The sequence below is a fragment of the Cytobacillus sp. genome (genome assembly GCF_032154635.1).
GTDB lineage: Bacteria > Bacillota > Bacilli > Bacillales > Cytobacillaceae > Cytobacillus.
In genome coordinates, this window is sequence record NZ_JALDXW010000081.1 from 1 (window position 1) to 6,224 (window position 6,224).

6 protein-coding genes are annotated in these 6,224 nt (G+C 36.3%); 5 read left to right on the forward strand and 1 reads right to left on the reverse strand.

Features of this window, described 5'->3' with window-relative positions:
• The first annotated feature begins 221 nt into the window (after window positions 1-221).
• Window positions 222-1,970 (forward strand): ABC transporter transmembrane domain-containing protein, encoded by a 1,749-nt coding sequence (locus RUH74_RS23915; protein ID WP_313805320.1) that lies wholly within the window; start codon window positions 222-224, stop codon window positions 1,968-1,970.
• A 4-nt stretch (window positions 1,971-1,974) separates the two neighbouring features.
• Window positions 1,975-3,768, forward strand: a complete 1,794-nt coding sequence (locus tag RUH74_RS23920) for an ABC transporter ATP-binding protein (RefSeq protein WP_313805323.1) — start codon at window positions 1,975-1,977, stop codon at window positions 3,766-3,768.
• Between the two features lie 62 nt (window positions 3,769-3,830).
• Here RUH74_RS23920 and RUH74_RS23925 read toward each other — a convergent pair whose 3' ends face one another.
• A complete protein-coding gene (locus RUH74_RS23925) occupies window positions 3,831-4,001 on the reverse strand; it encodes a Spo0E family sporulation regulatory protein-aspartic acid phosphatase (protein WP_313805326.1) in 171 nt (56 codons plus the stop codon).
• A 290-nt stretch (window positions 4,002-4,291) separates the two neighbouring features.
• Here RUH74_RS23925 and RUH74_RS23930 point away from each other — a divergent pair, with 290 nt between their 5' ends.
• The 3 genes from RUH74_RS23930 to RUH74_RS23940 all read left to right on the forward strand — a co-directional run bounded on the left by RUH74_RS23930 (window position 4,292) and on the right by RUH74_RS23940 (window position 6,171).
• Window positions 4,292-4,999: a cytochrome c biogenesis CcdA family protein gene (locus RUH74_RS23930; RefSeq protein ID WP_313805329.1), complete on the forward strand. Its 708-nt coding sequence runs from the start codon at window positions 4,292-4,294 to the stop codon at window positions 4,997-4,999.
• Between the two features lie 181 nt (window positions 5,000-5,180).
• Window positions 5,181-5,540, forward strand: coding sequence for a response regulator (locus RUH74_RS23935; RefSeq protein WP_313805332.1), 360 nt, complete (start codon window positions 5,181-5,183; stop codon window positions 5,538-5,540).
• Window positions 5,541-5,679: 139 nt separating this feature from the next.
• Window positions 5,680-6,171 carry a CcdC family protein gene (locus RUH74_RS23940; RefSeq protein WP_313805335.1) on the forward strand — a complete coding sequence of 164 codons (492 nt, stop codon included), beginning with the start codon at window positions 5,680-5,682 and terminating at the stop codon, window positions 6,169-6,171.
• Window positions 6,172-6,224 lie beyond the last annotated feature (53 nt).

Here is a 6,224-nt window from a genome sequence, read left to right on the forward strand (position 1 = left end):
ATCAATCAAATGATGAACGCCATGAACAAGCAAACAAAATAATGGTGTACAAGCACTCAAATATGAGTGCTTTTTCTTTTATCTAAATTAAAATAAAAATCTTTCTTATTTTTTTAATATTTGATAAACTATTTAAGTTACCTATTTTGCAGTATGGAAAATATTTGATATTAATACATAATTCCTTTAATGGGTTATCTACTATCACGGAGGACATGAGCATGAAAGTATTTTTAGATTTAATGTGGTTTTTCAAACAGGAGAAGAAAGCGTATTTGACGGGGATTCTCATCCTATTATTTGTGGCATTTCTACAGTTAATTCCACCTAAAGTAATTGGGATATTTGTTGACCATATTAAAAATGATACATTAACGACGAACATAATGCTTACATGGATCGGGGTGCTAATTGCTGCAGCTGCACTATTGTACATCCTTCGATATTATTGGCGAATAATGATTTTTGGCTCTGCGGTGAAATTATCAAGGCAATTACGAAATAGGCTCTATCAGCATTTTACAAATATGTCCCAATCGTTCTATCAAAAAAAGCGTGTAGGCGATTTAATGGCGCATGCGACGAATGATTTACAGGCGATTCAGCAAACTGCTGGCTCTGGTGTCTTAACTTTAGTTGATTCATTAGCGACAGGTGGCTTTGTAATCATCGCAATGGCCACAACAATAAGCTGGAAGCTGACATTAATTGCTTTAATCCCGATGCCGCTTATGGCTATTCTAACAAGCTGGTATGGGACCATGCTGCATAAGAAATTTCATAAAGCACAAGAGGCATTCTCTTCTCTTAACGATAAAACGCAGGAAAGTGTAACTGGTATTAAAGTAATTAAGACATTTGGACAAGAGAAAGAGGATATCGAAGATTTTCGCGAGCTTTCGGAAGATGTTGTTCAAAAAAATATATCAGTAGCTAGAATAGATTCTCTATTTGATCCAACCATCTCGCTTATTGTAGGCATTTCCTATTTCCTTTCGATTGCATTCGGCGCAAAATATGTGCTAAACGATGAATTAACGATTGGCCAGCTTGTTTCCTTTACAACCTATTTAGGGCTTCTCATTTGGCCGATGCTTGCATTTGGATGGCTATTTAACATTGTTGAAAGGGGACGCGCATCGAACGATCGTGTAACAGCGCTCCTTGCTGAAAAGGCTGACATAGTAGATGAAATGAATTCGATTGATATCATTCCAAGTGGGGATATTGAATTTAATGTATCAGAGTTTTCCTATCCAGATGAAACAGAGCCTCTTCTACAGGATATCCATTTTACCTTAAAGAGAGGAGAGACACTAGGGATTGTAGGGAAGACAGGTTCAGGTAAAACAACGCTATTAAAACTGCTTATTCGTGAATTTGAAGGATATAATGGGACGATTCATTTTGCTGGTCATCCTTTATTTGAATACCGGCTCGAGAAGCTAAGAGAAGCAATCGGATATGTTCCACAAGACCATTTCTTATTTTCTGCATCAGTTGGTGAAAATATTGCTTTTGCGAATCCAAGAGTAGAGATGGATGAAATATATGAAGCTGCAAGAACAGCTAATATTCATGAGGACATCCTTCAATTTAGTGAAGGATATGACACGGTTGTTGGAGAAAGAGGTGTTTCCCTTTCTGGCGGGCAAAAGCAAAGAATATCTATTGCAAGGGCATTGATCATGAATCCTGAAGTTTTAATATTAGATGACTCCTTATCAGCTGTTGACGCAAAAACAGAAGAGGAGATTTTGAATGCATTAAAACAGAATAGGGAAGGGAAAACAACGATCATTACAGCACATCGTTTAAGTGCAATCCAGCATGCGAACCTGATCCTTGTCCTTGATGAAGGAAGAATTGTGCAAAGAGGGACACATGAGGAATTAATGCTGGAAAATGGCTGGTATAAAGATATGTACCTGCATCAGCAGCTAGAAGAACTTGTGGAGCATGGAGGATAAAAGAATGGAAAAGACGACAGCAATTAAGGGAAAAGAGCAGCGGCAAGTTCTTTTTCGCCTTCTTTCCTATACGAAGCCGCATATTAAAACAATGATACTCGCATTTAGTTTGCTCCTGCTTACAACAGTAGGAGATATATTGGGACCAATACTGATCAAAATTTTTATTGATGATTATTTACAACCTCGTCATCTTGTATTTGAACCAATAGTTGCTTTAGGAGCTGCATTTATAGGTATACAAATGATGAATGTTTTAGTTTCCTATTTTCAATTGCTCAAGTTTCAGGAGATTGCGTTAAAAATTATCCAGCAGCTTCGTGTAGATGTATTTTCGAAAGTGCAGGCGCTTGGATTAAAATATTTCGATATAACACCAGCTGGAAGTATCGTGTCCCGTGTTACAAATGATACCGAAGCAATAAAAGACATGTTTGTTAATGTATTAGTGACTTTTATTCAAGGTGCTTTTCTGATTATTGGGATATTTATTGCGATGTTCATCTTAAATGTTAAACTGGCCCTTTTTTGCTTAGTGATCCTGCCGCTTCTTTTCCTCATCATGAGAGCCTATCGAAAATATAGCTCGATCTTTTATCAGGATTTAAGAGAAAGGCTTAGCCAGCTAAATGCGAAGTTAAGTGAATCACTGCAAGGAATGGCGATTATTCAAGTATTTCGCCAAGAAAAAAGATTGCGTAAGGAGTTTGCGGAAATTAATGAGCTGCATTATCAGGCAGGAATGCGTAATATAAAGATAGATGGCTTATTATTAAGACCAGCAATTGATTTAGTCTATGTTTTTGCCATTATCCTTATTTTAAGTTTCTTTGGAATTTCATCGTTTAACAGTCCGGTTGAAATCGGAGTTCTATACGCATTCATTAGCTATTTAGACCGTTTCTTTGAGCCAGTTAATAATATGATGCAGCGTCTCTCTATGTACCAGCAGGCGATTGTAGCAGCTTCCAGAGTTTTTAAGGTGATGGATGAAACGGAACTTGCTCCTGCACAGAAAACAAATGAAAATTTCAGCATCAGATCAGGTGAAATAGAATTTCGTAATGTTAGCTTTTCATATGATCATAAAAGGGATGTATTAAAAAATATCTCCTTTACGGCAAAACCTGGGGAAACCGTCGCACTTGTTGGACATACTGGAAGTGGAAAAAGCTCAATTATTAATCTGATGATGCGTTTCTATGAGTTTGAAAGAGGAGAAATTTTCATTGATGGGGACTCCATTAAATCATATTCCAAAGATGAGTTAAGAGCGAAAATGGGTTTGGTTTTACAAGATCCATTCATCTTCTTTGGGACAATTAAGGATAATATTCGCCTTCATAATCAAGACATGACAGACGAGGAAATTGAAGCTGCAGCACAGTTTGTGCAGGCACATGTATTTATTGAAAAATTGGATGATGGCTATAATCATCAAGTTGTAGAAAGGGGTTCCACTTTTTCAAGTGGGCAAAGACAGCTGCTTGCATTTGCGCGGACCATTGCCGCTAATCCAAAAATCCTAGTTCTTGATGAGGCGACTGCAAATATCGATACGGAAACTGAAGAAGCGATACAACTAGCCTTAGCGAAGATGAGAAAAGGACGGACAACGATTGCGATCGCACACAGGCTTTCAACGATTCAGGATGCAGAACTTATCCTTGTCCTTCATCAAGGAGAAATTGTAGAGAGAGGCAATCACCAAGAACTTCTAGCAAAACGTGGATTGTATCATAAAATGTACTTGTTACAAAACGGGTTGGAAGATCGAGTGGAGGATGTAGTGGGATAATAGGGAAAAGTGGGATCTAAAAAAAGGAAACCAGCAAGGCTATATGACCGTTGCTGGTTTTTTTAATGTGTTTGCACTTTTTTTTTGAAAATATCATTATACTCGTTTAATAATTTATCCAATTCCTGGCTATTTCTAATAGCTAGTGAAGAAGTAAATCCATATTTCATAGCTACTTGAATGAGTTCATGCCTCTTTTGTTCAATTAAAGTAATTAAATCTTGTTTTGACACAGCCAATTTCCTTTCAGGTCTTTTTAACATAAATGATCTTACATTGGGGTTTCCAGAAAAAAACCATGTAAAAACATGAAAGATTCTAACAAATATTGTTAGTATTTACTATAGTATAGCGAATTATGGGAAATAATTCAAAAGAAACATCTTCTCTACCTACAATTTTTTACAAATGCTATTCTTCTTTTAATTTAACAGACACAAATTGTTCAAATCTAAACATTATCTTTTCATGGGCATATTTGTTAGAATGAGTGAAGACTCAGTTTAAATAGGAGAGGTTAAAGATGACAGATTTAAATGTATTTTTAGCATTAGCAGCTGGTTTTCTAAGTTTTATTTCTCCTTGCTGTTTACCATTATATCCAGCCTTCTTATCTTACATAACTGGCATGTCCGTTGGTGAGCTGAAAGAGGAAAATGCGATGCTTCAAAGACGTAGCATGTTACATACCCTATTCTTCCTTATTGGTTTTTCTCTAATTTTTATTGCACTTGGTTTTGGAACCTCCTTCTTGGGGAATTTTTTTGCTGATTATAAAGATTTAATTCGTCAAATTGGCGCTATTTTTATCTTTTTCTTTGGCTTGCTTGTAGTAGGCTTTATTAAGCCGGAATTTTTAATGAAGGAGAGAAAATTTGAATTTAAAAACCGGCCTTCGGGTTTAATCGGCTCATCTTTGATTGGTATGGCATTTGCAGCTGGATGGACTCCGTGTACAGGACCGATTTTGGGTGCAGTTATTTCGCTCGCAGCATCTAATCCAAATTCAGCAATGTTTTATATGATTGCTTATATTCTGGGTTTTGCTATCCCATTCTTTATCCTTTCATTCTTTATTGGCAAGATGAAATGGATACGAAAGCATAGTGCAGCGATTATGAAAGTTGGCGGCTATATAATGATGGTAATGGGAATCGTGTTATTTTTTGACTGGATGACTAAAATCATTGCGATACTTACACCAATTTTTGGTGGGTTTACAGGCTTTTAATTCAGGGTTGACGAAATTTGTCGTATAATTAGAATTGTGTTTATACGGAATATTCGCTATATTTAAACATGTGCTCTTTTTTATCATTTATTTAGTATTATTATCTTTTTAATAGTTTTCTATGGGTCAATCAGATATAATTGATAGTACTTCCGTTGTATTGATCAAGGGGGAAACAGCGATGGCAAGAATACTGATTATTGATGACGCGAAATTTATGAGAATTACGTTATCGAATATTCTTAAAAAAGCGAACCATGAAATTGTCGGAGAAGGGGAAACCGGAAAAGAGGCGATCCGTTTATATAGTGAGCTAAATCCTGATTTAGTTACAATGGATATAACGATGCCTGAAATGAGCGGACTTGAGGCAGTAAAAGAAATTAAGAAGGAATATCCACATGCTAAAGTCATCATGTGTTCGGCAATGGGACAACAGAAAATGGTCGTAGAAGCGATAGAAGCAGGAGCAAAAGATTTTATTGTTAAGCCTTTTGATGAAGGGCGAGTAATGGATGCTGTAAATAGAGTCTTAAGTTAAAGATGTAAGCTGACTCAAGGGCTATAAGTGTAAACTTATTTATGACCTTTAAGAGTTAGCTTTTTATGTTTTAAGTTCCCCAATTTGCTTGGATGGGATATAATGAATGATGAAAATAAAGGATGAAGGATGAAAGATAATGAACTATGTTATTATTACATCGATTGGCGCTATCTGCATGGCTATTTTAGCTATGTTCATCCGAATGAAAGCAGCGAAAAAACCAGCAACTGCAAAGAAGATAATCTTGCCGCCAATTTTTATGAGCACAGGTGCGTTCATGTTCATATTTCCATACTTTCGAGTGACGCCATTGGAAATCGCGGAAGCAGTAATAGTAGGATTGCTGTTTTCAATTTTACTAATAAAAACCTCTAAGTTTGAAATAAGGGACAAGGATATTTATTTAAAGCGTTCAAAGGCTTTTCTTTATATATTAGTTGGTTTACTCGTTGTTCGTATGGCTGGGAAGTTAATTTTGAGCTCATCGATTGACTATGGCCAGTTAAGTGGCATGTTCTGGATCCTTGCCTTTGGAATGATTGTTCCATGGCGAATTGCCATGTATATAAACTTTAAGAAACTGCAGCAGGAACTTTTTGGGTCTCTAAACACGAAAAAACCAATATAAAAAAAGAGGCTGGGACATAACTAGCTTCAAATAAAGAGAAAGGTGAATTTGAG